This window comes from Planktothrix serta PCC 8927, from assembly GCF_900010725.2.
GTDB lineage: Bacteria > Cyanobacteriota > Cyanobacteriia > Cyanobacteriales > Microcoleaceae > Planktothrix > Planktothrix serta.
On sequence record NZ_LR734824.1, the window covers coordinates 57,164 to 82,015 of the forward strand.

Annotated in this window: 24 protein-coding genes; 12 read left to right on the plus strand and 12 right to left on the minus strand. The window is 37.2% G+C overall.

All coding sequences use genetic code 11. The features are described 5' to 3' along the window. The first annotated feature begins 64 nt into the window (after positions 1–64). The 4 genes from PL8927_RS00560 to PL8927_RS00575 all read left to right on the plus strand — a co-directional run bounded on the left by PL8927_RS00560 (position 65) and on the right by PL8927_RS00575 (position 1,564). Entirely contained in the window at positions 65–280 is a 216-nt protein-coding gene (locus PL8927_RS00560) for a hypothetical protein (RefSeq protein WP_083616482.1), read from the plus strand. Between the two features lie 40 nt (positions 281–320). Further along, positions 321–536: a hypothetical protein gene (locus PL8927_RS00565; protein WP_083616484.1), complete on the plus strand. Its 216-nt coding sequence runs from the start codon at positions 321–323 to the stop codon at positions 534–536. Then, positions 536–901 carry a hypothetical protein gene (locus tag PL8927_RS00570; protein ID WP_083616485.1) on the plus strand — a complete coding sequence of 122 codons (366 nt, stop codon included), beginning with the start codon at positions 536–538 and terminating at the stop codon, positions 899–901. Before PL8927_RS00565 ends, PL8927_RS00570 begins: the two co-directional genes overlap by 1 nt. A 78-nt stretch (positions 902–979) precedes the next feature. Next, positions 980–1,564 carry a 50S ribosomal protein L25/general stress protein Ctc gene (locus PL8927_RS00575; RefSeq protein ID WP_083616486.1) on the plus strand — a complete coding sequence of 195 codons (585 nt, stop codon included), beginning with the start codon at positions 980–982 and terminating at the stop codon, positions 1,562–1,564. Positions 1,565–1,636: 72 nt separating this feature from the next. Here the strand turns inward: PL8927_RS00575 and PL8927_RS00580 are convergent, their stop codons facing one another. Beyond that, positions 1,637–2,638 carry an adenosine kinase gene (locus PL8927_RS00580; protein ID WP_083616488.1) on the minus strand — a complete coding sequence of 334 codons (1,002 nt, stop codon included), beginning with the start codon at positions 2,636–2,638 and terminating at the stop codon, positions 1,637–1,639. 171 nt (positions 2,639–2,809) lie between these two features. Between PL8927_RS00580 and PL8927_RS00585 the strand changes: the two genes are divergently transcribed. From PL8927_RS00585 to PL8927_RS00595, 3 genes are all read left to right on the plus strand, one after another. Beyond that, complete coding sequence (locus PL8927_RS00585) at positions 2,810–4,351, plus strand: bifunctional aminoglycoside phosphotransferase/ATP-binding protein (protein ID WP_083616490.1); 1,542 nt, start codon at positions 2,810–2,812, stop codon at positions 4,349–4,351. Between the two features lie 104 nt (positions 4,352–4,455). Then, positions 4,456–5,712: a glycoside hydrolase family 10 protein gene (locus tag PL8927_RS00590; RefSeq protein ID WP_083616492.1), complete on the plus strand. Its 1,257-nt coding sequence runs from the start codon at positions 4,456–4,458 to the stop codon at positions 5,710–5,712. A 70-nt stretch (positions 5,713–5,782) separates the two neighbouring features. Next, a complete protein-coding gene (locus tag PL8927_RS00595) occupies positions 5,783–7,120 on the plus strand; it encodes a Fic family protein (RefSeq protein WP_197047268.1) in 1,338 nt (445 codons plus the stop codon). A 5-nt stretch (positions 7,121–7,125) separates the two neighbouring features. Here PL8927_RS00595 and PL8927_RS00600 read toward each other — a convergent pair whose 3' ends face one another. The 5 genes from PL8927_RS00600 to kdpA are packed head-to-tail and all read right to left on the minus strand — an operon-like array spanning position 7,126 to position 12,995. Then, positions 7,126–8,274, minus strand: a complete 1,149-nt coding sequence (locus PL8927_RS00600; RefSeq protein WP_083616494.1) for a histidine kinase — start codon at positions 8,272–8,274, stop codon at positions 7,126–7,128. Further along, on the minus strand, positions 8,271–8,855 hold the full coding sequence (gene kdpC / locus PL8927_RS00605; protein ID WP_083616496.1) for a K(+)-transporting ATPase subunit C: 585 nt from the start codon (positions 8,853–8,855) through the stop codon (positions 8,271–8,273). The genes PL8927_RS00600 and kdpC overlap by 4 nt, the downstream gene beginning before the upstream one ends. 48 nt (positions 8,856–8,903) lie before the next feature. Beyond that, the gene (locus tag PL8927_RS00610; protein ID WP_083616498.1) at positions 8,904–9,173 is read right to left on the minus strand and encodes a potassium-transporting ATPase subunit F; all 270 of its coding nucleotides are present in this window, start codon (positions 9,171–9,173) and stop codon (positions 8,904–8,906) included. 34 nt (positions 9,174–9,207) lie between these two features. Next, complete coding sequence (gene kdpB, locus PL8927_RS00615) at positions 9,208–11,274, minus strand: potassium-transporting ATPase subunit KdpB (RefSeq protein ID WP_197047279.1); 2,067 nt, start codon at positions 11,272–11,274, stop codon at positions 9,208–9,210. A 38-nt stretch (positions 11,275–11,312) separates the two neighbouring features. After that, the gene (gene kdpA / locus PL8927_RS00620) at positions 11,313–12,995 is read right to left on the minus strand and encodes a potassium-transporting ATPase subunit KdpA (RefSeq protein WP_083616501.1); all 1,683 of its coding nucleotides are present in this window, start codon (positions 12,993–12,995) and stop codon (positions 11,313–11,315) included. Positions 12,996–13,346: 351 nt separating this feature from the next. Here kdpA and PL8927_RS00625 point away from each other — a divergent pair, with 351 nt between their 5' ends. Together PL8927_RS00625 and PL8927_RS00630 are read left to right on the plus strand one after the other, a co-directional pair. After that, positions 13,347–14,423, plus strand: a complete 1,077-nt coding sequence (locus PL8927_RS00625; protein ID WP_331281787.1) for a sensor histidine kinase — start codon at positions 13,347–13,349, stop codon at positions 14,421–14,423. 32 nt (positions 14,424–14,455) lie between these two features. Continuing rightward, positions 14,456–15,127 carry a response regulator gene (locus tag PL8927_RS00630; protein ID WP_083616505.1) on the plus strand — a complete coding sequence of 224 codons (672 nt, stop codon included), beginning with the start codon at positions 14,456–14,458 and terminating at the stop codon, positions 15,125–15,127. Between the two features lie 61 nt (positions 15,128–15,188). Here PL8927_RS00630 and PL8927_RS00635 read toward each other — a convergent pair whose 3' ends face one another. Further along, positions 15,189–16,493 (minus strand): CrcB family protein, encoded by a 1,305-nt coding sequence (locus PL8927_RS00635; RefSeq protein ID WP_083616507.1) that lies wholly within the window; start codon positions 16,491–16,493, stop codon positions 15,189–15,191. Between the two features lie 145 nt (positions 16,494–16,638). Between PL8927_RS00635 and PL8927_RS00640 the strand changes: the two genes are divergently transcribed. The 3 genes from PL8927_RS00640 to PL8927_RS00650 all read left to right on the plus strand — a co-directional run bounded on the left by PL8927_RS00640 (position 16,639) and on the right by PL8927_RS00650 (position 18,384). Beyond that, on the plus strand, positions 16,639–17,535 hold the full coding sequence (locus PL8927_RS00640) for a calcium-binding protein (protein ID WP_083616509.1): 897 nt from the start codon (positions 16,639–16,641) through the stop codon (positions 17,533–17,535). A gap of 401 nt (positions 17,536–17,936) precedes the next feature. After that, positions 17,937–18,128 carry a BrnT family toxin gene (locus tag PL8927_RS00645; protein ID WP_231505870.1) on the plus strand — a complete coding sequence of 64 codons (192 nt, stop codon included), beginning with the start codon at positions 17,937–17,939 and terminating at the stop codon, positions 18,126–18,128. Beyond that, positions 18,097–18,384 (plus strand): CopG family antitoxin, encoded by a 288-nt coding sequence (locus PL8927_RS00650; protein ID WP_083616513.1) that lies wholly within the window; start codon positions 18,097–18,099, stop codon positions 18,382–18,384. Before PL8927_RS00645 ends, PL8927_RS00650 begins: the two co-directional genes overlap by 32 nt. Positions 18,385–18,510: 126 nt before the next feature. Here PL8927_RS00650 and PL8927_RS00655 read toward each other — a convergent pair whose 3' ends face one another. From PL8927_RS00655 to PL8927_RS00675, 5 genes are all read right to left on the minus strand, one after another. Then, positions 18,511–20,145, minus strand: coding sequence for an alpha-D-glucose phosphate-specific phosphoglucomutase (locus PL8927_RS00655; protein ID WP_083616515.1), 1,635 nt, complete (start codon positions 20,143–20,145; stop codon positions 18,511–18,513). Positions 20,146–20,212: 67 nt separating this feature from the next. Further along, positions 20,213–21,718 (minus strand): sensor histidine kinase, encoded by a 1,506-nt coding sequence (locus tag PL8927_RS00660; RefSeq protein ID WP_231505871.1) that lies wholly within the window; start codon positions 21,716–21,718, stop codon positions 20,213–20,215. A 440-nt stretch (positions 21,719–22,158) separates the two neighbouring features. Beyond that, positions 22,159–23,505 (minus strand): TldD/PmbA family protein, encoded by a 1,347-nt coding sequence (locus tag PL8927_RS00665; protein ID WP_083616517.1) that lies wholly within the window; start codon positions 23,503–23,505, stop codon positions 22,159–22,161. Positions 23,506–23,616: 111 nt separating this feature from the next. After that, positions 23,617–24,270: a Uma2 family endonuclease gene (locus PL8927_RS00670; protein WP_083616519.1), complete on the minus strand. Its 654-nt coding sequence runs from the start codon at positions 24,268–24,270 to the stop codon at positions 23,617–23,619. A 38-nt stretch (positions 24,271–24,308) separates the two neighbouring features. Next, a complete protein-coding gene (locus PL8927_RS00675; protein ID WP_083616521.1) occupies positions 24,309–24,824 on the minus strand; it encodes a DUF29 family protein in 516 nt (171 codons plus the stop codon). Positions 24,825–24,852: the final 28 nt, after the last annotated feature.

The window sequence follows — 24,852 nt, forward strand, 5'->3', positions numbered from 1 at the left end:
CTGTAGAAGTACCGAGAAAACATCGGATTAGTGCCTATCTATAAAATCTTAAAGGAAGTATTAAATGCCTGATTTTATGTCCGATGAAGACAGAATGATAGAAATATTAATTAAACATAGAGACTTGAAGAGATTTGTTATAAAGAAATTGAAAGAAGAAGGAATAAGTTGTCAGGAAACCACTAAAAATGATCCGAAAGGAGATATTTTAATTGTTAATCCTGAAGATGTCGCAAGGGTTAAAGAAATTATTAATCAAATGCAGAACAAGTCTAATTGATCAAAAAACTGTAATTGAATTCTTAAAACAATATTAAATCATGAACGAGCCAGAACAACCCCATATTGAAATTAAGGGACAAAGAGTAACTAAAAGAGATGCAAAGAAAATGATTGAAAAAGGTTCTATTATAGGTGTTGTATGTGGAGGTAAAATTACATCTCATGCTAAAAAATTATTAGATAGTGCCAATATTGCCTATGCAGAAGTCCCTGAAAGCGAGTTCATGGAATCTGAAGTACAGGAGGAAGGATAATGTTAGATATTGTGTTCTATCCTGCTAATGGTGAGTCATCTTATTCTGTTGATGTTTCAGAAGAGATATATGAATGGTTAGCCAAGTCAGAATTCTCTAAAATTGGGAAGTCGGTCGAGCGTAAAATGCTGATTGATGGAGAAACAGAAAAACTGCCTTTAGTTAAGTTAGGGAAAGACACTCGCAAAAAGTTCAAGAATTTTTTTCGAGATGTGATCACCCAGGAAAGTGATCAAGTGCTAACTCAACTGGGGGACTCTCCCTCAAAGCAAGAATATCAACAGGCGACATACCGCTTAAAAATCCTGCAAGAACTCCGCAAGTGTATTGAAAATCTGAACTATCTGTATCTGCAAAGATGTTAGCTACAACGTCAGAATTTTGGTATAATCAGAGTTTGGCTAAAAAATTTTAAGTGTTTTACTCTAAGCGCAAGAAACGTCATGGAAATTACGATTGAAGGTCACAAACGGCCAGAAGGCTCTAAACCCAATGCTTTGCGTCGTCAAGGATTAGTCCCGGCGGTGCTGTATGGCCATCAAGGGGCCGAATCTATTAACATTACTATTCCAGCGAAAGCCGCAGAAACCCTTCTGAAACGGAACGTTGTGAATCATGCCTTAATTCAACTGAACGTTCCTGAACTCTCTTGGAGTGGCAAAACCCTCCTCCGGGAAGTACAAAAACATCCCTGGAAAGGATTTCCCTATCACTTGAGCTTCTTCTCTGTGGCTCAACAAGACAGTTTAACCGTTTCTATTCCTCTGTATTTCGTCGGTGAACCCGTTGGGGTAAAACTCGAAGGCGGTCTGTTAGATGTCGTCCTCTCGGAATTAGAAATAGACTGTGAACCGGGTAGTATTCCTGATCGCATTGATGTCGATGTTACAGGTTTACATCAAGGTCAAGCCCTACATATTAGAGAACTCACCTTACCTTCAGGAGTCACAGCCACAGGTGATTCTGAACAAGTGGTTGTCAGTATTATTCGTCCTGAACGGGGTGAAGAAGGGGACGCGGAAGCTTAATGATTGTTGGCTGTTGGCTGTTGGCTGTTGGCAGATGAGATGTTAACCGACAACCGACAACCGACAACCCAACTAATTAATAATTTGCTTTAATTTATCCTGTTGAGATTCGGGTAAACGGGGGCCGTGAATTTGGACGATTTGAGAACCGAGATAATTTCCCCAACGGGCGGCTTGTGAGGTCGTTAAACCGTTGGTGAGTCCGTATAATACCCCACCCGCAAAAGCATCTCCCGCCCCAACAGTATCAACGGGTTTGACCGGAAACCCTGGAACATGAATCAGGGTTTGGTTTTCAACCACGAAACAGCCTTTATCACTATTCGTCATGAACACAAGATCAACTTTTTCTCCTAACTGACGGGCGCAAACCTCTAAATCTTCGTTACCGCAGAAGTGACGCACCTCATCTGCATTACAAAACAGCACATCACAATACTCAGTTAAAACACTGCGAAAATCATCCCCAAACCGTTCGACTAAAAACATATCGGAGAAGGTAAACGCTACTTTTACCCCTAAGCGTTTCGACTGTTCCATCGTTTGAATACTGGCTTGACGGGGTTGGGGTGCATCCCACAAATAGCCTTCAATATAACTGTATTGACACTGATTCAAATGATCAACATTAATATCCGTCACCGCTAAGGTTGTGGAAACCCCCAAATGAGTACACATCGTTCGTTCTGCGTCGGGAGTTGTCAACACCAAACAGGTTCCCGTTGGCCCTTCGGTGCTATTAGCGGGTTCGATTTCAAACCCAATTCCAGCCGCGACCATATCCTGTTGATAAAATTCGCCATTGGTATCCGCACTAACTTTACCCGAATAAATTCCCGTCCCTCCACTTTGAGCGATCGCAATCATCGTATTAGCGGCGGAACCTCCACAGCGTAATTCTAGGGGATGGCTCTCCAATTGTTGTAACAATTTCCCCTGTTTGATCGTATCCATCAGGGTCATTGATCCTCGGTTGAGGTCATGGGTTTGGATAAAATTATCCTCAACTAATGCCAAAATATCGAGGAGGGCATTTCCAACACCAAAGACATTAAAGGGTTTGGGTTCTGTCATTGACTCTTGGTATAAAACGGTTTGAACAATTCAATTGTTATCATATCAAACCTTTTGTAACTTTTATTTTCAACCCATTGGAATTTGCTGTTTTTCCAGACATAATAAAAATAATACTCAACCTATTATTTCTTCTCAGCCCTTATTCTCCGATTTTTATCTTTTTTTGATATGACTGACTCTGCACTTCCTCGACTAATTCAACAAATGTTAGAACCGGATTTTTATCCCCATTCGGTACAAGAACCCATTCAACTCTTACAAACTCATATATCGTTTATTTTGTTAACGGGAGAGTATGCTTATAAAATTAAAAAAATCGTAAATTTTGGGTTTTTAGATTATTCCACTTTAGAGAAACGATGCTATTTTTGTGAACAAGAATTAAAAATGAACCAGCAACAAGCACCGGAATTGTATTTAGAGGTTTTACCAATTATAGAAATAGGCGATCGCTTTCAATTTAGTGACAATCACGATCAAGCTGTAGAATATGCTTTAAAAATGCGTCAATTCCCCCAAGAAGATTTGTTAATTGATTTATTTAATCAGGATAAATTAACAATGAAAGAGATGGAAGAATTAGGAAAAGCTGTTGCTGATTTCCATCTTAAATGCCCTACAAACGAGCAAATTTTAAAATTTGGGATTATTGCTCAAATTCGCCATTCTATTGATGGAAACTATCAAAAAACACAAAAATATATTGGCTGTTGTCAAACTCAAGACCAATATGAACAAACCAAACAATATACAGATAGCTTTTTTGAAACCCATGAAGCTATTTTTAAAAGTCGAATTGAAAACCGATGGATTCGAGAATGTCATGGAGACTTGCATTTAAAAAATATTTGTATTTATCAGGATAAAATATTACTGTTTGATCGAATTGAATTTAATCAAGAATTTCGGTTTGTAGATGTGATCTATGATGTCGCTTTTGTGGTCATGGATTTAGAAGGACGAGGACGGGCTGATTTAGGAAATCGATTTTTAAATACTTATATTGAACAAACCGGAGACTGGGAAGGATTACAATTATTACCCTTTTATTTAACTCGTCAAGCCTATGTGAGAGCCAAAGTCAATTCCTTAATCTTAGATGATCCAGCCATTGCTGAAGAACAAAAAGAAATAGCCAAACAAGAAGCCACCCAATATTATAAATTAGCATGGCAATATACTCGCAGATCTTCAGGAGGAATTGTGATGATGTCCGGCTTATCGGGGTCAGGAAAAAGCACAACCGCCCGCAAATTATCAAAACAATTAAATGCGATTCATATTCGTTCTGATGCGGTGCGAAAACACTTAGCAAATGTTCCTCTTTATGAAAAAGGAGAAGAAGAAATCTATACCCCAGAAATGACCGAAAAGACCTATAAACGACTATTAGAGTTAGGATTATTATTAGCAAAACAAGGATTTTGGGTAATTTTAGATGCCAAATATGATCAACAAGAACGACGGGGAGAAGTCATAGAAACCTGTAATACCCATCAATTACCCTTACAAATTGTTGAATGTACAGCACCAATGGATATTTTACAAGATCGTTTACAACAACGTCAGGGAGATATTGCTGACGCAACGGTAGATTTATTAACCTCTCAACAAGCAAAATCTCAACCCTTTACAGATTATGAAAAAAACTATCTGACAACCATTGATACCACTCAAAATATTGATCAGCAATGGAAAAAATTATATTAAAATAATCTAGGGTTTCCGGTGCAAAAATACTAAAATTCTAGTTTCTTGCTTACCCTCTATCCTTCTCTCTTTCTTTGTGTCTTTGTGTTTCCTTCTTTATAATAATGAAATTAAGCAAAAAAATCATCTTAATTATCTATGGAATTTCAAGTTTAATTTTATCCTTGATTCTAGCGATCGCTCTTTTAATTCCGCCCACACCTTCCCAACCCATTTTAATTATCCCCAATGAAATTAGAGGCGTTTGGTTAACCAATGTCAGCAGTGGTGTACTATTTTTTCCTTGGGGAATTAATAGAGCTTTAAATCAATTGTCAGAACTCAAATTTAATACCATTTATCCCGTTGTTTGGAACCGAGGAATTACATTTTATAAAAGTGCTGTTGGTAGGCGAGTTATGGGTCGTTCTCAAGATCCTTTGTTAAATTTAACCCAATTAGGAGGAGATATTTTATCCAAAATTGTTACAGAAGGACATCGAAACGGATTAAAAGTAATTCCTTGGTTTGAATATGGGTTTATGGCTCCGAAAAACTCCGCTATTGTTCAACGTCATCCTGACTGGATTGCTCAAACTCGACAAGGGGAAAAAGCCTTAGATCATTTCAGAAATTCTGAGGATGTTTCCTATCAAACCAAGATCAAAAACTGGATTGTCAATCAAATTTTAGAATGGATGACGATTAAAAATGTCTGGTTAAATCCGTTACATCCTGAAGTCCAACAATTTATTGAAGATTTAATTTTAGAAGTTGTGATCAAATATAATATTGATGGGATTCAACTGGATGATCATTTTGGTCTTCCCGTAGAATTTGGTTATGATCAGTATACGATTCAACTTTATCAACAAGAACATAATGGTCAATCTCCGCCTAATAATTATTATGATCAAGAGTGGCGAAGTTGGAGAGCAAACAAAATTACTGAATTAGTGCAAAGAATTGTCAAAAACGTTAAAAAAGTTAAACCCGATTGTATGATTTCTTTATCCCCTAATCCCTATGAATATACTTATGAAATGTATTTACAAGATTGGCTAACCTGGGTGAATCAAGGATTAGTCGATGAAATTGTTTTACAAGTTTATCGAGATAGTATGGTAAAATTTATTTCAGAATTAGATCATGAATCTGTACAAATAGCACGGCGTAAAGTCCCAGTAATTATTGGATTATTAAGTGGAACATTACGACATCCTGTACCGATGGAACAAATTGAAAAACAAATGCAAGTTGTACGCGATCGCGGCTTTGATGGAATCTCGTTTTTCTATTGGGAAACCCTCTGGAGTTATTTCACTCCCGACTCTCCTCGATATCGTCGCAAAAGCTTTAAAACCTTATTTTCGGATTCATAAATTTGACTAAAATAAGATAAACTAAAAGAATAGAATTGAGTGAAAAATACTCTCTATGGCAAGAATTAGAGTGCCTAAACCTCTCATTTTACTATTGCAAGAAGTTGAACCCGAAAAATTTCTACCGTTACTTGGAAAATATGGAGCAACAGATTCCAAAGGAAGGTATTTTCATTGGAATGATTTTAAATGGAGAGTCAAACCGGGTGACAACGAATTAGCGGCATGGATAGCCACTAAAATTGCACGGAAAGCAATCACTAAGAACTTACCATTATTAAAAGCTGAAGGCGATTATTGCTTTAGTTACTGTGTACCAGACTCACTGTTTGCTCAACTCTATGCTATTGATACAATGACCGGGGGAAGTCGAGAGAATAGTAATAGTATTCTCGGATCTTCTCTTCCCAAAAATCGTTATCTTGTCAAAAGTTTAATGCAAGAAGAAGCGATTACTTCCTCTCAACTTGAAGGAGCTTCAACAACTCGTGAAGTTGCAAAGGAAATGCTGGAAAAAAATCTCACCCCTAAAGATAAATCTCAACAGATGATCCTGAATAATTATTTATTGATGAAAAAAGCGGTTGAAAAAAAGGATGAGGAATTATCGCTAGAATTTATATTAGAACTCCATAGAATTGCAACAGAAGAAGCCATAGAAAATCAAGCAACACCAGGGGAAATTAGAAAAAACAATAATATTTTTGTTTCTAATTTATACAATGAGAATACTTTTTACCCCCCTGACTGGAAAACCCTCGAAGCTAGACTAACAAATTTGTGTGATTTTGCAAATTATGATCCTGCTCCCAATGATTATAGTAATTTTATTCATCCCATCATCAAGGCTATTATCTTACATTTTATGATCGGATATATTCATCCTTTTGGGGATGGTAATGGTAGAACTGCAAGAGCTATTTTCTATTGGAGTATTCTGCGGTCGGGTTATTGGCTATTTCAATATGTTTCGATTAGCAAACTCATACAAGAAAAACGTGGAGATTATGATCAAGCTTTTATTTACACTGAAACTGATGATTTTGATATCACCTATTTTCTCTATAATCAGATTAGTACCATAGAAAAAGCAGTGAAATCATTGTATGAGTATATGGGCAGAAAAAAACAAGATTTTTATGAATTTATGGATTGGATTGATCAAAGTCCTATTGCAAAAACTTTACACAGAGGTCATTTAGAAATCCTCAAAGAAGCATTCAGAACACCCGGTAAAGAATTTACTTCAAAACAAGTCGCCATCGATTTTGGGATCACCGAAAATACTGCTAGAAGTTATCTGAATAAATTAGTGAATAAAGATTTATTAATAGCCGCTAAATCTAAAAATCAGAAAACAGTTCTCTATCTGGCTCCAGCTAACTTACAAGCTAGACTGAAACTCTAATCTAATTAGGAGGAGGAATTCAATGTTTTTTCAGCATCAATAATATGAATATCAACCCCTTTTATATATTTTAATAATTGCTGAACAGGCGATCCTTTCCAAAACAATTCCCAGCGAGATTTGCGCGTATGTCCGAGAACAACTTGAGTGATATGATATTGTTGAGCAACTTGAGCGATCGCTTCAGAAACATTATAACTTTTCACCCTAAGAAACTCTCCTCCAAACGCATTAATTAAATTTTGACAAGTTTCTAATAGTAAACTTTCTTCTTTTGTTAAAAAACGTTCTGGATTTTCCACATATAACCCATATAAACGAGCTTTCATCGCATTCGCTAAACGTAATCCTCGCCGCAAAAGTTGGGGGGAATTTTGATAAGTAGAAATACAAACTAAAACTCGCTCATGAACATTACAAAATAAAGCTTTTTCAGTGGTTTCTGCTGCTGCTTCAATATTATCAGCAACTTCGCGTAAAGCCAACTCTCGCAACGCCACTAAATGACGACGTTGAAAGAAATTTTGTAACGCTTGTTCTATTTTTTCAGGTGCATATATTTTCCCCTCTCTTAACCGTTCTTGTAACGTTTCTGGGGTAACATCAATCACCACAACTTGTGTTGCTTCATCCAAAAGACGATCAGGAATTCGTTCTCGAACCACAACCCCCGTAATTTTTGCAACTAAATCATTTAAACTTTCTAAGTGCTGAATATTCACCGTTGAATAGACATCAATTCCATGATTGAGAATAATTTCTACATCTTGATAACGCTTTTCTCGGATAGAACCCGGAACATTAGTATGAGCTAATTCATCCACTAAAACTAATTGAGGTTGACGAGATAAAATCGCATCTGTATCCATTTCCCATAAGGTTATTTCTTGATGAAAAACCGTTTTTTTAGGAATAAGTTCTAAACCCATCGCTTTTTCTGCGGTTTCTTCTCGTCCATGGGTTTCTAGTAACCCAATTACAACATCAATTCCTTCTGCTTTTAATTGGTGTCCTTCTTCTAACATTCGATAGGTTTTACCGACCCCAGGAGACATCCCAATAAAAATTTTATGTTTTCCTCGATTTCGAGAGGATGTTTGATAATCAGATTCAGGGGAATTTTTTTGAGTCTCAATTTCGCTGCTATTAATCATAGTGAATTGGATAGGTTATCTAAATCTAAATTAACTTTCAGAACATTAACCCCCGGTTCTCCAAAAATTCCTAAAAATCGATGTTCAGTATTTTTATTAACAAGAATTTCCACTTGATTAGGATTCAAAGAACGCGCATTAGCGACTCGTTGAATTTGGGCTTTTGCGGCTTGAATACTAATATGAGGATCTAACCCTGAACCCGATGAATAAACTAAATCCGCCGTTGGAATAATATTATTAGATTGGAGTTGATCAATTCGTTCTGTTACTTTTTTTAACAAATCTGGATTACTGGGTGCTAAATTACTTCCTCCTGAAATTCCGGTTGCTAAACCATCTTTAACTGGACTATAATCAACGCTACTGGGACGGGATAGAAAATAACGATTGGAGGTAAAATTTTGACCGATTAAAGTCGAACCAATAATCTCTCCTTGAGGATTTTTGATCAAACTTCCATTCGCTTGAAAGGGGAAAATTGATTGACCGATTATTAGAATCAAAACCGGGTATAAAATAGCCGTTAAAACCCATAAAACTAGGGTAGTGCGGATGGCGGTTAACAAATCTCTAAACATAGTATATTTTGAAATTGAAAGTACATTTTTTGAGAACTTAACTGGTTTTTAAAACCGTTCAGGCTGTAAAATTACAGCCAATAAATAGAGAGCAATGGCTATCGTGACTAAAATTAAAACTCCAATAGCCCAAGCTGCTTTGCGAGTTATTTCTTCTCCCGTTGCTGCATAAATTACGGGAGCAAAGATTAAATTAGAGGATAACAAAAAAAACAAAGCAAGGGGGAAAAGGTTGCGTTTACCTTGAGTTTGAATTAAGGAAATTATTCCTTTGAATTCACGCGGTAATCTTGAATTAAAACCATCTAATGTTTTCATTTTTTACTCCTATTTTTTTTAGCTTGGTTTCTTTTTATGTTAAACCAATAATAGCGATGATGCTATCAATCATTTTAATTCCAATAAAGGGCGCAATGATTCCTCCTAATCCATAAATTAAAATGTTTTCTCGAAGTAATAGATTAGCACTAACTGGGCGAAATTTAACTCCTTTTAAGGCTAAAGGAATTAAAGCGGGGATAATCAAAGCATTATAAATTAGGGCGGATAAAATAGCCGATTGACTACTGGCTAATCCCATAATATTTAAACTTCCAATACCCACCGATGAAAACATTGCTGGAATAATCGCAAAATACTTAGCAATATCATTCGCAATAGAAAAGGTTGTTAACGCTCCGCGAGTAATCAATAATTGCTTACCAATGGTGACTAAATCAATCAACTTTGTAGGATCAGAATCTAAGTCAACCATATTCGCTGCTTCCTTTGCAGCTTGGGTTCCAGAATTCATTGCTAATCCGACATTTGCTTGAGCTAAAGCCGGAGCATCATTCGTACCATCCCCAGTCATTGCTACTAATTTACCCTGGGATTGTTCCTTTTGAATCACAGCAATTTTATCCTCTGGAGTGGCTTCTGCAATAAAGTCATCTACCCCCGCTTCTTGAGCAATAACTTCAGCCGTAATCCGATTATCTCCCGTTAACATTACGGTTCTTACTCCCATCCGTCGCAGTTGATCAAACCGATCTCTAATCCCCGGTTTAATAATATCTTTCAGGTAAATAATTCCATACAATTCATTGTCTTTGCAAACAGCTAAAGGTGTACCACCCAAACGAGAAATACGCTGATAAGCGATATCTAAATCATCCGTTAGTTGACCTCCACGAGAACGAACAAACCCTTTAATGGCATCAACTGCTCCTTTTCTAACTTCGCTTTTATCGGGTAAGTTTGTACCACTCATGCGAGTTCTAGCAGAGAACTCAATTCCTTCGGCTAATTCTCGATTAAAATTAACCGTCGCTCCCATTTTTTCCGCAAGTCTAACAATCGATTTTCCTTCCGGTGTTTCATCAAAAATACTAGCCATGAGTGCTATTTCAGCAACAGTTTTTGGACTATGACCATTCACCGGAATAAATTCTTCAGCTAGTCGATTTCCTAACGTAATCGTTCCGGTTTTATCTAAGACTAAAGTATTGATATCCCCACAAGCTTCTACAGCCCGCCCCGATGTCGCAACAACATTAAATTGAGCCACCCGATCCATTCCAGCAATGCCAATTGCACTTAATAAACCGCCAATTGTTGTCGGAATTAACGCCACTAATAGGGCAATTAAAATTACAATACTAACGGGAGTTTGAACATAATTGGCAATGGGTGAAATTGTAGCGACTACAATTAAAAAAACTTCAGTTAATACCGCTAATAACACCGTTAAGGCAATTTCATTCGGGGTTTTTGTCCGTTCTGCTCCTTCAACTAAAGCAATCATTCGGTCTAAAAATCCTTTCCCTGGTTCCGATGTCACCCGCAAGATTAATTCATCAGAAATAATCCGAGTTCCCCCCGTTACAGAACTAGCAATATCGCTTCCAGGTTCTTTTAAAACCGGGGCAGATTCACCAGTAATTGCTGATTCATCGACGGAAGCAACTCCCGCAATTACGACCGCATCCACTGGAATCATATCTCCAGCAATAACTTTAATTTGATCTCCTTTTTTTAACGATGTGGAACTAATTTCTTCAACAGAACCATCGGGTAATAATTTTCGGGCGGTGGTTTCTGCTTTGGTCGAACGTAAGGAATCTGCTTGGGCTTTTCCTCGTCCTTCTGCAACTGCTTCAGCGAAATTTGCAAACAAAAGGGTTAACAATAAAATCACGGTGATTAGGAAATTAAAGAAGCGATTATTTTCTCCTTGAATGGTTCCAAATAAGTTAGGATCAAGAACTAATAAGGCTGTGATTATTGTTCCTAACCAAACGACAAACATCACTGGATTTTTAATCATGTATCGTGGATCAAGTTTGCTAAAAGCATCCCTAAACGCTCGTTGATACAGTCCTTTAGTATTGACTTTTTTTTGCTTTTTTTGTTGTCGTTTATTTAAGCGAGTTTGCATCATAAAATTGCAGGGGTATTTGATGAAAAATAGTGAGATTATTTGAAACTAGCAATTTGAAAGGCTTCCGCCACTGGCCCTAATGCTAAAACAGGTAAGAATGTTAAGGCTCCTAAAATCAAAATCACTCCCGTTGTCACACTGGTAAATAGGAGAGAATTGGTTTTTAATGTGCCAGGAGTTTCGGGAACAGGTTGTTTATTTAACAGACTTTCTGCTAATAGCAATAAAGCCACAATTGGAATATAACGTCCCGCTAAAAGCACAACACTGGTGCTAAGATTCCACCAGATAGTATTATCCCCTAATCCTTCAAATCCTGAGCCATTATTGGCAGCGGCAGAAGCATATTCATAAATCACTTGGGAAATGCCATGAAATCCGGGGTTTGAAATCCCTGAAAGTTGAGGATAAGCGAGGGTAATAGCACCAGGAATTAAAATGACAATGGGATGAACCAGTAAAATTACACTGGCGAGAATAATTTCTCGTTTTTCAATTTTTCGCCCTAAAAATTCTGGGGTTCTACCGACCATTAATCCGGTTAAGAATACCGTTAAAATCAGGAAAATGAATAAGTAAACTGTTCCCGTTCCTTGTCCTCCCCAAACAATTTGTAAGAACAGGTTAAATAAGGTAGAAAAACCCCCATTTGGCATGAATGAATCGTGCATCCCATTAACAGCACCGCACATTGTTCCGGTTGTGGTAACAGCCCACAATGCGGTTTCTGCCCAACCAAACCGAATTTCTTTTCCTTCTAAATTCGGAGCTTGTTGACCGAGAAAATTATTAACAATTGGGTTTCCTTGAAATTCCCCCAGAGCGGTAATAATGATGAAGCTTGAATAGATTAAAAATACCATTCCAAACAGTAACCAGGCTTGTTTTTTATCCTGGGTAAAAATTCCAAAGGTATAAATCAAAGAAGCGGGAATACTAACCATTACTAAGGTTTCAATTAAGTTAGAAAACCCATTAGGATTTTCATAGGGATGGGCTGAATTTACTCCAAAGAAACCGCCTCCATTTTCTCCGAGTTCTTTAATGATTTCAAAATGAGCAACTGGCCCCCGTGCGATCGCTTGTGTTCCTCCATCTAAGGGGGTAACAATTTGTGATCCGGCTAAGGTTTCAGGTACACCTAACGCTAATAAAATGATTGCTCCAATTAAGGAAATAGGTAATAAAATTCGAGTAATAGAACGGATCAAATCAATATAAAAATTCCCTAATGATCTGCCTGTTATTCCTCGAATAAAAGCGATAGAAACGGCTAAACCTGTTGCAGCCGAAGTAAACATTAAAAACCCTAATGCGAGCATCTGGGTGGCATGGCTGAAGGTATTTTCCCCGGAATAATGTTGTTGATTAGTGTTGGTTAAAAATGAAATTGTTGTATGTAGGGTTAAATCCCAACTTGGGGCATTTAATTGCATGGGATTTAAGGGCAAAATTCCTTGTAAACTGATAATAAGATAGACAAAAACTCCCATGACTAAGTTGATCAAAAGCATGGCGCGAGCATATTGCCAACCTGTCATATCCCGTTGTAAACGAACTCCACTGAAGTTATAAATTAGGCGTTCTAAGGGATTGAGTATGGGGTCAAGAAGGGTCTTTTCCCCTAAGAAAACATTGGCAATATAGGTTCCGAAAATAGGAACAATCGCCACTAATAGTCCTAATGTTAGGGCAATTTGAAAAAATCCATGCCACATAAATATGATAGAGATTAACATCTGAATTTAATCCTATTATTTTACTTTTTCCCGAAAAAACAATCTAACAAAAAGTAGAATTTTGATCAGAAAATGATATAAACCAAAAATATAAGAGATATGTAGTTACTTCTATCTGAGATTATAAACCTCTTGATATAGATGAGTATAACTAGAGATATATACCAATCATAAAAAATGTAGGGGTTTGGTCTTCAAACCCAGGCATAAAGAGGGTTGGGAGACCCAACCCCTACATAATTTGTTCACAAATCATTTAGGATTGCTATAGGTCACTTTCAACGGTGATTTTAAGCTAAATTAAAAACACAATCTATTGAGCAATCAGTTATGATGTTAAAAAATACTTTAAAAATTCATTGGTTAATTTTGGGATTCTTTGTGGTGGTAATTTTATTAGAATATACGACTCCAGCAGACTATGTTTTTGGTTATCTTTATACGGTTCCGATTTTACTCGCTCACCCCCGTTTAAATCGGATGATTACGCTACAAGTAACTGTAGCTGCTTGTTTATTGACGTTATTTAATTTGGTTTTTCCTCTTCCTAAAATCATCAATTCAGCAACAGTTGCTAATCGAATGATTGCTGTTTTTGCCTTAATTGTTACGGGTTGGTTAAGCGATCGCACTCGTCGCTATGAAGAAGCGATTTCTCAACAACAAGCTCAACTCCAAGCGCACAGCAAACTAGCCAGTGTTAGAGAAGATTTTGCATCGACTCTAACCCATGATTTAAAAACACCCCTTTTAGGAGCAATTGAAACACTAAAATCTTTTAAAAATAGACAGTTTGGTGAAATTAATTCAACTCAAGAAAAAATTCTCGATATGATGTTGCGTTCTCACCAAAATAGCTTACAATTAGTTCAAACTTTATTGGATGTTTATCGCAATGATACGGAGGGATTAAAACTAAATTTAGAACCGATTAATTTAGTTAATATTGCAGAGGAAGCGATCGCAACTTTAACGGATTTAGCCACAACCCGACGAATTTATTTAAGTTTAAGTTATCGGAACTCGAATTTTCGTAGATTTCTATGGGTAAAAGGCGATCAACTGCAACTTCAGCGCGTTTTTAGCAATTTATTAATTAATGGGATTAATCATTCAGCGCGTGGGGGTCGGGTTGAGGTAATATTAGAATCGGAAGCTCATTTTCAGGTGGTGAAAATTTGGGATCAGGGTCTAGGAATAACCCCCGGAGAATTGCCGAATTTGTTTGAGCGATTTTATCAGGGAAATAGCGATCGCCAAGCTCAAGGTTCAGGATTAGGATTATACTTAACTCGACAAATTATTGAAGCTCATGGGGGTATAATTTGGGCAGAAAACAAAATTCCCAATGGAGCAATATTTTGTTTTCGTCTTCCGGCTCTAGCTCAGGGAGAAATTCAACTGTAAAATTTAAAATATTTTGAAAAAAGTTAGTAAAAATGCCATCAAAAGTCTTAAGAGTTTTATTAGTCGAAGATGATGAATTATTCCGTCTAGGACTGAATATTCGCTTGCAAAAAGAACCAGAAATTAAAATTATTGGGGAAGCTACTGATGGAGAAACAGCCGTTGAATTAACCAACCAATATTTACCAGATGTGGTATTATTAGATGTAGGATTGCCGGGAATTGGAGGAGTAGAAGCCTGTCGTCAAATCAAACAAAACCATCCTGAAATTCCGATTTTAGTCTTAACTTCTCATTCTCAAAAAAGCCTAATTGAACGATTAATTAAGGCGGGTGCATCAGGGTATTGTTTAAAAGGAATTGAACCTGATTTATTGATTTTAGCCTTACATTCCGTGGCGGCGGGAGCTTCTTGGTGGGATCAAACTGTAACCGCAGAAATTCGGACATTGTTTGATAATATCGAATCAGGAGAAACTCAAAATACAGCGATCGCTGATCATGATTTAACCCAAAGGGAACAGGAAATTTTAGCTTTAATTGCTGATGGGAAAACGAATCAAGAAATTGCCAATTTACTTCATATTACATCAGGAACAGTGAGAACTCATGTTCATGCTATTTTACAAAAGTTAGAGGTGCGCGATCGCACTCAAGCTGCAATTCTAGCGATTCAGAAAGGATTGATTTCTAAACCTTCATAATTCCTAATTTAAGTAGGATAAAAGTCAAGTTTTATGAGGTTTGATTCAGCTTGTTTTGCTCTTATTCCGATTGATCTAAACGGTTTTGCCATTCCGCATCAATTTGATCGGAATTTTGGATTTCCTGTTCTAATAAATCTGTTTCCGTTGTATAAGCTAAATTAGCTTCAGTGATCACCGTTTTTTTAGCAAACTGACGAGCATAATTGAGTTTTTTCTTTAAAATTGAATCTCCCTCGACTAAAATATTAGCTCTTTTTTCTCGCATTATATTGCGATTATCAATCTTTTGATTTTTCCATTGAATCCAAAAATATCTAATCATAGGAATCGTTAAAAATCCAATTCCATAAACTAATAAAATTGGATAAATGATATTAATAAATCCCAAAAAACCTGTTAAATATCCAGCAATTTCTGGAGTTTTTAATAAACTTCCTAACATTAATGCGCCAATTAAATTAACCGAACCCAAACCAATTGCCCCCAAAACTTGCCCAGAACTTGCTAAACTAAATCGCCAAGATCTTTCTTTTAAATAATCAGAAACAGGTTGAGGTTCTGATTTTTTGGCTGTGATTTGTAATTCAGGAAAATGATACACCAATTGCCCTTCTGGACTCACCTCCGGTTTGCCATCAAATCGAGTTAAAATCGGTAACATATAATCTTCATATTCTTGAGCGACTGAACTCCCAATTTCATCCAAATAAGGCGTGATTTGTTCAGCAATAATCGCTCCTTTCTGATTTTTAATGACTGTACCAATAGTTTGCCATCTGCGTTCTTCTAAATTATAATTGGGGTTGCCATCTCCAAAAATAAACGAAAAAACAGATTCCAAAAAATTCATCTGTTTCTTTTTATCGCTACTTTTAGCATTTTGGCGTTGATAATTATTATTATCGACCGTGGAAAACCACCGAAAATCAGGCATCAACCAAGCTATCCAAAACCAACCACCACTATTCCGATTTCCGCCTGAACTATCGTTATCCTGACTAGAATTAATTGCAATTAAAATAGCAATAATAGCAACAATAATCAGAAGAATCGATACAATCAAAATAATTCCAAAAGAAATCCGAATCAGGTAAAATAAAACTTTCCAGATTTTTTCCCACCCATCTTGTAATTTTAACCGCCAATATTTATTCCGCAAAATCGCCCGAAAATTTGAGGGAAACTCAAAGGCTATATCTCCCGACTGGGCGACTTGTAAATGACCTCCCGCTTCCGATGCGAGGGCTAAAAGTTCTCGTTGGGCGATATTAACATCAATTCCCGCTTGAGTTGCGACATCGCCACTGGTGACACGACGCCCTAGTTTTTCCACGGCATTGATGATGCTAGGATTAAGAGTCATTGATTTCTCCTACTTAACACTCATCCAATTTGATCAGGGGTGATTTCCTCTGATTAATTCTATTATTACTGGTTTTGTGAAAATTGGGTTGCCGTTACTATAGTAAACTTAAGAATGAAGTCAACAATAGGAAGGTTTTGATAAGATGTTAACCTTAGAAACACTCTTTGATGAAGAATTCTATCTCGCTAAATATCCTGATGTTGCTCAAACTCTTGAAAGCGGAGAATTCGATACGGCTTTTGATCATTTTATTGAGATTGGTCAAGTATCGGGTTATAACCCTAACGCTTTATTTGATACCCCATATTATCAGGAGGTTAATCCCGATTTAGCCGCCCAAATTGAAGGCGGATTTCTCACACCTGTTGAACATTTTATTAATTATGGACAATTTGAACTGCGTTCTCCTAATCCTTTCTTTGACCCTGGATATTATTTAGAACAATATCCCGATGTTAAAGCAGGTTTTCTGAGAGCAGAAATTAACCCCTTTGAACATTTTTTTCTGTACGGACAATATGAAGGACGTAATCCCAGTATTGCTTTTGATACTAATTTTTATCAAACTCGATATCCTGAAATTCTAACAGAATTGGAATCAGGGCTATATAATACATTATTTGAACATTTTTGGCAACGAGGCTTAGAAGCAGGAAGATTAGGAATACCTCCGGCTTTAAAAGATGACCTGACTCAAGCTGTTGATGTTGATATTCTGTTAGGAAACCGAACAATTGTTGGCTTGATTACAGATGCTGATCCGGTTGATATTTATCAATTAATTATTCCCAATAATAATAGTGAATTTAGTGCGATTATGAATCAAATGAAAGCTAATTTAGATTTAGATTTAATTCAAGATTTCAATAATAATCAAGCGGTTCAAAGTAATGAAATTATTGCGACTTCTGCTAATTTAGGTTTAACCCCAGAATCAATTTTAATTGATTCATTACCCAGTGGTATATATTTTGTCCGAGTTTCTCAAGTGGAAGGAAGTACAAACTATCTTTTAAATTTATCAGCTACTCCTATTTAGTGAATTTTACCTAAGTATTAACTCACAAAAAAAATGAATCCTATTCAATATACTGTATCCATTAATTTTGGCATCGAAGATGGAGTTAGAGATTTTAGGATGTTGGGCTATCTGTAAGTTGAGTTAATATCATTTTGGGGGTTAGGGCTTAACTTAAACTCTAATCATACTATTATTGAATTTGCAACTTCAGAAGAGATGGAGGCTGAAGTGATTGTGCTGGTTGAGTTATAATAGGTAAGACTGACTCTATTACCTAGGTAGGTGCTTGAAGATGGCGATCGCAAAAAAAAGGAGATAAAATTTAGTTGGAAATATTTGATTTAATTTTCTTGGATAGTATTGTTGAGAAACTGGCTCGCAAGCACAGCGTTCAGACACAGGAGGTAAGAGAAGTTTTTGTGCGGTTTCCACTGATACGATTTATAGAAAAAGGAAACCGTCAAAATGAAAATGTTTATGCCACTTATGGTCAAACAGAGACGGGACGCTACTTAATTGTTTTCTTCATCTATAAAGAAGATAACAATGCCTTAATATTATCAGCGAGGGACATGACTAATGCCGAACGAAGAAAATACCAAAATGACTAGAAGTTCTATCTCAAATGCTACCTCTTATGAAGAGATAGGAGAGTTTTGGGATGAGCATGATACGGCGAATTATTGGGAGCAAACTTATCCCGTTGAATTTACAATTAATCTTGGCCCTAAATCTCAAGTAACATATTACGGCATCGATAAAAGTTTAGCTGAAAAAATCAGTGCTGTAGCAGAACGAAAAGGGATGTCTGCGGAAAATCTTTTAAATTTGTGGTTACAGGAGAAATTAAAGGAAGAGAGGGTTTAAGGTGATGCCTCTACCTAGGCTAAAATGAGTAGGGTTTAGCTTAAGATAAAACATTTTAACTAGATTACATATAATAACATTGGTGGGCAAAGCCCACCCTACGAGTTTAGATCAATTTACCCCATATTAGGTAATAACAGTGGGTTGTTGACGTCCGGTTATGGTTTTGATTTGGGCAATTTGATCAGCAATGGTGATTAATTCTCCTAACGCTTCTTGGGGATCTAAATTGTGTTTTGCGGGGTCGGGTTCATAACTTTCTAAATAAACCCGTAGCGTCGCGCCTTTAGTTCCTGTTCCTGACAAACGAAACACAATTCGAGAACCATCGGTAAACCCAATGCGAATTCCTTGATTATTACTGACGCTATTATCAACCGGATCAGTATAGCTAAAATTATCGCTATACTCGACTTGATAATTTCCGAATTGTTGACCTTTGAGATTGGGTAAAATAGCTTGCAACTTGTCAACTAATTGATTGGCTTTTTCTGTCTCTACTTCTTCATAGTCATGACGAGAATAATAATTTCGTCCGTAGGTTTGCCAATGATTGCGAACAATATCTTCAACGGATTCTTGACGCACGGCTAAAATATTCAGCCAGAATAATACCGCCCACAAACCATCTTTTTCCCGAACATGATTTGATCCGGTTCCAAAACTTTCTTCCCCGCATAATGTGGCTTTTCCAGCATCTAATAAATTGCCGAAAAACTTCCATCCCGTAGGGGTTTCATAACATTCAATTCCTAATTTCTCTGCCACTCGATCTGGGGCTTGAGAAGTAGGCATAGAACGGGCAACTCCCGCCAAACCGTCTTTATACCCTGGAACTAAATGGGCATTCGCAGTTAATACCGCTAAACTATCGCTGGGAGTTACAAAAAAATTACGCCCTAAAACCATATTGCGATCGCCATCACCATCAGAAGCCGCCCCAAAATCCGGTGCATTTTCCCCAAAAATAATTTCAACTAAATCATGGGCATAAACTAAATTCGGATCGGGATGACCGCCCCCAAAATCTTCTAAAGGAATACCATTAACAACCGTTCCCGGTGCAGCCCCTAACCGTTTTTCAAAAATAGCATGGGCATAGGGGCCAGTAACCGCGTGCATAGAGTCCATACACATCCGAAACTTGCCCGATGTTAACAATTTTTGAATTAAGTTAAAATCAAATAAAGACTCCATCAATTCCATATAGGGTTGCACGGAATCTATCACCTCAACATCCATTGTTCCCAATTTAAAACTACCGGGTTGATCGAGGTTAATATCCGCCGCATCCATCATTTTATAGGCATCAATCACCTGAGTTCGAGCATAAATTGCCTCGGTGATTTTTTCGGCGGCCGGCCCGCCATTACTGGCATTAAATTTGATTCCAAAATCTCCTTCTGGCCCTCCGGGGTTATGGCTTGCCGAGAGAATAATCCCCCCAAAGGCTTGATTTTTGCGAATCATACAGGATGCCGCCGGAGTGGAAACAATGCCCTCACACCCCACCAGAACCCGCCCTACGCCATTAGCTGCGGCCATTCTGAGAATAATCTGAATCGCCTGACGGTTATAGTAGCGACCATCTCCCCCTAAAACCAGGGTTCCCCCTTCATACCCCTGTTGGGTGTCAAAAATAGCTTGAACGAAATTTTCCAGATAGTGGGGTTGTTGAAACACGGGAACCGACTTGCGTAAGCCTGATGTACCCGGTTTTTGGTCGTTAAAGGGTTGAGTTGAAACTGTACGAATATTCATGAGACATTGAGAATGGAGTGCTTGCCCCAATTGTATCGGTACACAACGCCAGTTTGACAACGAATTCCTAACCGGGAGTCAGTTCGTCAAGGGATAGAAGAATTTCAAAAGTTGTCCCTTGTCCTTCTTGAGAAAAACATTTTAAGCTACCTTGGTGTTTTTCTACAATGATTTGGTGAGCAATAGATAGACCTAAACCTGTGCCTTTACCAACGGGTTTTGTCGTGAAAAACGGATTAAAAATTTGGTTTTGAACGAACTGGGGAATTCCATGGCCATTATCGGAAATAGAAATACGAACGGCATCTTCTATTACAGAGTTTGGGTTGATTTTGCAGCACTCTGTTTTGATCATGATTTTTCGAGGAACAGGTTGATTTTCTAAGGCATCAATTGCATTAGATAGAAGATTCATAAACACCTGATTGAGTTGATTCGGGTAGCATTTCACTAAGGGGAGTTTTCCATAGTCTGTAATTACTTTAATTTCTGAATGATTCCCCTTGGCTTTCAGTTGAGTATGCAAAATTTTTAAGGTTCCATCTAAACCAATATGGAGATCCGCCGATACCATTTGCTGATCATCTAAGCGGGAAAAATTTCGCAGAGATAAAGCTAAATCATATAAACGGTTAGCCCCTAATCGCATGAATTCTAAACTTTGCGGTAATTCATTAATAATTATATTAACATCCGATGCTGCCATAAAATCTTGAATTTCTGAGGTCAGTTCAGGATAATGCTGTTGGTAGAGTTTGAGAAGTTCAATTAAAGTCTGAACATCTTGATCAACATAAGTTAGATTTCCGTAAATAGAATTAATCGGGTTCTTGATTTCATGGGCGATTTCCGTCATCATTTGCCCTAAACTGGACATCTTTTCAGCTTGGATTAATTGAGCTTGTGTCTGTCGCAAATCTTGCAGGGTTTTTTCCAGTTGTAAGGCTTTTTCCCGTTCTTGAATTTCTGAAACTCGTAAGTTAGCTTCGGCTTGCTTGCGTTGAGTAATATCCCTTACAATCGCTAATATTTCATAGGTTCCACTTTGAACGTAGCGAGCTTCATAATGATGCCATTCCCGACCTACTTTCATAACATACTCACCCGTTTGAATTTCACCTGTTTCTAAAGTTTTTTCCAGATAATATTGTGTCCACGTTGCTAAATCTTTAGGAAAAACATCCTCAATTTTTTTACCCATTACATCTTCTGTTTCTAAGAGATGCTTATTCTGTTTATCTGGATAATAATCTTCAATAATCCCTTCCGTATTAATGCAAAACATTAAATCAGGAATGGCTTGAATTAAACTTTTAGTTTTAGCTTCTGCTTGTTCTAAAAACCTCGTCATTTGATCATATCGTTCTTGGATTTGGCATTTGTTTTCAGGCTGAACATGAATACAAACTAAGCTAGAGTTAGCGAGTGTTTTTTTCAATTCCGTCAGTTCGTATTGAGTTTTTTGAAGCTCTTCATCCAAAGCATTTCTTTCTATGATTAAACGTTCATAATCAGCCATAATTCTATCCACAATAGCATGGGGGTTTAAATCCTGCCATAAAGGTTCAACCATTGGGCTGCAATTAAAAGGATCTCTCTGAAAAATGTGCTGGCTCATTGTTGGGTTTCTCCTTCATTCTGTATAAATAAATGAACCTCCCAGGATAAATCCCAAAAGGTTTTTGCCGCCCTGGAATTAATTATGCTACTGTTAAACTTAGAATCATTTAATGCAAATTGAATAACAACCCGTGATCCTCGCACAAGTAGAGCAGAATAGATCGATGTTCTGTTGACTAACCTCTCAAACAAGTGACTAATTTTGATTAGTGCCCTTGTGATCAGGGTTTTCACCGAACTATAGCCAGTCCTTAGCTTTTATTGCACGTTTTTAGCACATTATAACTCAATAACAACCTCAGCTTTAGTAATCTAAATCACAAAAAAGATTAATTTTTTATTAAACTGATTTTATCAAGCTTAATAAAAACAATTTTTTAGATGATACTTTTCTTAGACACTATCCGTAATACTACTAAAATTAAAAGCTTTAACTTTAACTCCAGGTACAACGCTATTTCCATAACGTTCAACGGAACTTAATGCTTCAACATTCCCTAACATTTCTGGTAAACTTTGATTAAAACGGAGATTTTTTATGGGATAAGCAATTTTTCCTTGGTCAATCCAAAAGGTGCCATCTCTTGTCATTCCCGTTACTTCTAAGGTTCGTGGATTTACAGAGCGAACATACCAAGCCCGACTTACTAAAATCCCCCGTTCCGTCTGAGCAATTAAATCCTCTAAACTTTGATTTGACCCTAACATAACTAGGGGAAATAGTCCGCCTTGTGCTGTTTTTCCTTGTTTTTGAGCCCAATAACGGCTATAATTTAAGGTTAGAGGAATTCCATTTTTGATCATCTCTAAATCATCTTTTTTCATGCCATTATTAAAAAAGGTAGAGGCTTGTAATAAGGGATGGGATGGATTTCGTTGTACCTGAATTAAGGGACTAAATAATTGTTCTCCGAGGCGATTTCCCATCGATTTTCCCTCGGAATTCGTCCGCGACATAAAAGATCGTCCTTCATCCGCCGCCCGTGCATCTAAATTCCAAATTACCCATTCTAATAAATCAGTAAAGGCGGCTCCATCGAAGACAACGGGATAAATTCCAGGGCTAACTTCACGCGGATTTTGGGATAGCAAAGCTCGATTAATTACAGTTTCAGTTAATAATTCAATCGGTAATTGGTTCACACTCCAAGCCGTTCGTTGACTCCAAGCCGAACCTGTTTCTATTCGGGCGGTGACACTGAAATCGGCTGATGTTAAACGGTTACAAGCCTGTAACCCGCGTGAATTCGCCACAGCAAATAACACCGCTTCACTGCTGAGGGTTCCCGATGCTTCTCCGTTGGATTTAGCACTTAATTGGCATACCTTTTGCACCATTTCCCCCCTCCAGCGAGGAGATAAGTGGGCTGTTTCAAGATCGAAGGCGGGGATACGGTGATCATAAATTTGAGGTTCCAGCAGGGGAACCCATTCTGGGTCTTCGGGAGCGATGCAGGCGAGTTCTTCAGAACGGCGAATGGTGGCGATAATGGCATCGGGATCAAGTTCATTCGTGGAAGCAGTAGCACACCTTTTCCCATAATGGCTCGTAATGGAGAGATTAAATTGGGTAGTGGTGAGATTTTGACTAATTTGATTTTCAGAAAACCGAGTTAAGGATGTTTCGGTATTGTTGACCGTGACAGTGACATCCTCAGCCTGGGAATTTTTTAGAACTGTTTCTAGTAATGATAATGCTTCGTCTGTGGAAATTAAAATAGAATTTGTTGCTAGGGTCATAATTTGAACGAGGGATGCTTTTAACTCTTATTCTAAAATATTTTTAAAATTTTGAGCAACTTGATCCTGATTTAATTTTTTAATCTCAATAATAACCCTAGTCTTTCTGATTTAAGGGGAATTAATAGCACCCATCAACCAGCGTGTAATGGCTCCATCATCTTCAGTTTGGGAACGTTGCAATGCTTCTAGCACTAAGGCTATTTTTAATCCGGGTAAAACGATTGATTCTTCTATTAATCGACTGCCTTGATTTTCGACAGCAAAGGCTAAAATTGTGTTATCTTCAACATTTACAACCCAATATTCTTGGATTCCTAATTTTTCATAGAGTAATCGTTTTCGACCAATATCATCGGCAAAAGATGAAGCACCGATTTCAACAATTAAATTAGGAGAAGTGAGTTCATCTAAATTAATCGGGGAATTATTGCGAGGCGGAAATTGAAAATTATCCCCAATATAAAACCCGATATCCGGTTGACTTTCTCGCAACCCTGTTTTTCTAAGAGATGTGTTAGTAAATCCTTTAATCCGAATATTTTTTAAAGCTGCATAAATTAAGATTACCGTTGAGAGAATTGTGTTATCGTGTCCGTGTGCTGAACCTAATGGTGACATTTCTATCCTCACATATCCTTGATCATAATAAAATTTACCCTCAGCATACTGAGGATTCTCGGCTAATGCTAAAAATTCTTCCCAGGTGGCTTTTACCCAGGTGTTAGTTGCGATTGTTTTTAAAGCAGGGGGAGCTTGAACCATAATCAACACCTTAACCCTAATATTGAGCTATTTTACAATTATAACGGATCAAACCAATCTTGACCTCCTGGTAATTGAGCTAATTCTTGATCAATGCGGTGAGGTAAATCTTTAACCGGATATTCATAAGTTAAATCAAGTAGTTTTTGGGCAATATTTAATAATCCGTTTTGCTCAATCATTGCTGATAGTTGAGTCGATTTTAAACTGCCTCCTAAAATTTCTATACTAGCAGGACGAATGGCTTGCTCAATTGCTTCTTCCAAATAAGGTTTCCATTCAGTGCTTTGAATATAATAAGAATTTTTATGAGCTTTTAAATTAAGTTTCTTGATTTGGATGATAGAATCTGATATTGAAGCTATCCAAGAATTCGTTAATCGTTTTTCAACTTGATTTTTGAGCAAATGGATAAACAGCCGAACTAAAAAAGATTCTATGTTTCTCAGAATTGCTTGTTTTCCCATTTCTTCAAGTTCATCAATAATCTCTAAAGCATCTTGATAACGTTGTTCTAAAATACAATTTCTTAAGTCAGTGAGTTCTTGAACCATAATCTTATCCTAATTTTGCTTACCCTCA